Raw genomic sequence first — 1,823 nt, 5'->3', positions numbered from 1 at the left:
TTAAATGAAGGGCAATTAATAATTAAATGGGGTCGCAAAATCAAAAATAAGGGTAATGCTTGTATCACAGTTTAAATTTGCAACAGCTTATCGATTTTGCAAAGATTACAAGATCAAGAGCGTGTGGGTGCACCAGTAAAATTTAGTATGGAACAAATAATCGAGTTGTTTGCACTCTTTGTGTTCGTCACCATTCGATTACGGCAGGCCAATAAGTCACTGGACATAAGCGAACACTGGCAGATGAAATCATGAAACAAGGCATTATTGAAAGCATATCTGTCCGCCATGTGGGAAGATTACTAGAAGAAGCAGAAGTTAAACCCCACGCCTTGTCGCTACTGGTTAACCCCCCCCTGAAGACGCAGAATTTGACGCAAAAGTGGAAGATATTACTGGTTTATACATGAGTGCGATTGAGCGTCATTTTCAGGGGGAACGCACAATATCCATTGATGAGATGACCGGTATTCAAGCGACTGAGCGCTTACAAAAAGACTTGTCAATGCGACCAGGCAAAGTCGCAATTCGGGAATTTGAGTACATTCGTCACGGCACACAAAGCTTAATTGCTAGCTTTGATGTTGCCACGGGTCAAATTATTGAGCCGACTTGTGGAGATACCAGAACAGAAGTTGATTTTGCCCTTCATATAGCGATCGTAAATCATTCATAAATCGATTGAGAGTTCGAGCGAGCAGTAGTTTCATGAGAATGTTGGCTCAAAATTACCAAATTTGTGTAGCTTGGGAAAGTCAAAACTTTGCTCCTGTATGGTAAAATTAAAGAACCATTTAACTAAGGAAAAAGAACGCAGACGCTTCCCAAATTTTCTCAACCAAGTCTTGGCATTTAGCCAAATATCTTCTACGGGATTCTGCAGGCGGAGCATTGGGAGCAAACAATATACAAGTTAAAGGCCATTCATCCTTATCCTTACCTAGATTAATTTCTTCTAGATAAGCTTTCATCTCTTTATATCTGTGATAGCTAGCTCCATCCCAAATAATCAAATGTCGCGCTGCCGGATTTAAAGATTGTAAATCCTTGAGGAAAGCGACCGTATTTTCGGAATTTGCACGCGCATATTCTCGCAGAACCAACTGTTTTCTTAAAAGATTTATTGCGCCATAATAAGTTTGTTTTTCTCTTTCATTCACTAGCGGTATTTCTATCCTCTCATTGCGCTTTCCCCAAAGATAACCACAGACATCTCCCCAGAGGAGATGGCACTCATCAATTAAATACACCACCAGCGTTCCCGACTCTATAGCTTCCCGATGTTGTTCAAGATTTTTACAAATTTCTTCATGCTTTTTTTTGACCAGTTCTTCATCCCGTTTGGGGTTCTTTTTTTGAGACTTTTTCCAGCTAATTCCCGCTGACTTAAAGAGTTGATAGTAGCTGGTTTTAGATTGAAACTCAATCTGATACCGCTCGGCTATATAGTTTTCTAGGGCGGATAAATCCCAGTAGTTTTGATTGGTTAACCATTGGATAATTTCCTCTCGTTCTTCTGGCTTAAGTTGTCCCTGCGAACCTTGATGTTTTAAGCGCAATCCTTCTATTCCCTGCAACGCCTAATTGATTTTCCACTTGCTGATAAAGGGAGATGATACTCCTAAAATAGTTTGAATGGTTCCTCGGCAGATACCTTCCATTAGCATGCGGACAGCTACGGCTCTTTTTAGTTCTCTTGCGTCGGGATTACTGGCAATAAAACTTTCTAGTTCTAATAAAGCTTGGACGTAAGGATTCAGGTCTGAAAAAGGGGAATGAGCTCAGGCCGAGCCAAGTCACAAGAATGGGCAGAAATAGCCTCA

General features: G+C 40.8%; 2 protein-coding genes and 1 pseudogene. 2 read left to right on the top strand and 1 reads right to left on the bottom strand.

Translation table 11 applies throughout. The features are described from left to right. Window positions 1-251 precede the first annotated feature (251 nt). Both QUB33_RS29380 and QUB33_RS29375 read left to right on the top strand, forming a co-directional pair. A complete protein-coding gene (locus QUB33_RS29380; protein WP_333358188.1) occupies window positions 252-410 on the top strand; it encodes a hypothetical protein in 159 nt (52 codons plus the stop codon). Continuing rightward, entirely contained in the window at window positions 383-676 is a 294-nt protein-coding gene (locus QUB33_RS29375; RefSeq protein ID WP_333358185.1) for a hypothetical protein, read from the top strand. Before QUB33_RS29380 ends, QUB33_RS29375 begins: the two co-directional genes overlap by 28 nt. A gap of 30 nt (window positions 677-706) precedes the next feature. Here the strand turns inward: QUB33_RS29375 and QUB33_RS29370 are convergent. Continuing rightward, window positions 707-1,760 (bottom strand): annotated as a pseudogene (locus tag QUB33_RS29370) (IS630 family transposase). Window positions 1,761-1,823: the final 63 nt, after the last annotated feature.

Origin of the sequence: Microcoleus sp. B3-A4 (assembly GCF_036705385.1) — a bacterium.
GTDB lineage: Bacteria > Cyanobacteriota > Cyanobacteriia > Cyanobacteriales > Microcoleaceae > Microcoleus.
This window is presented reverse-complemented; position numbering and strand designations above follow the sequence as displayed.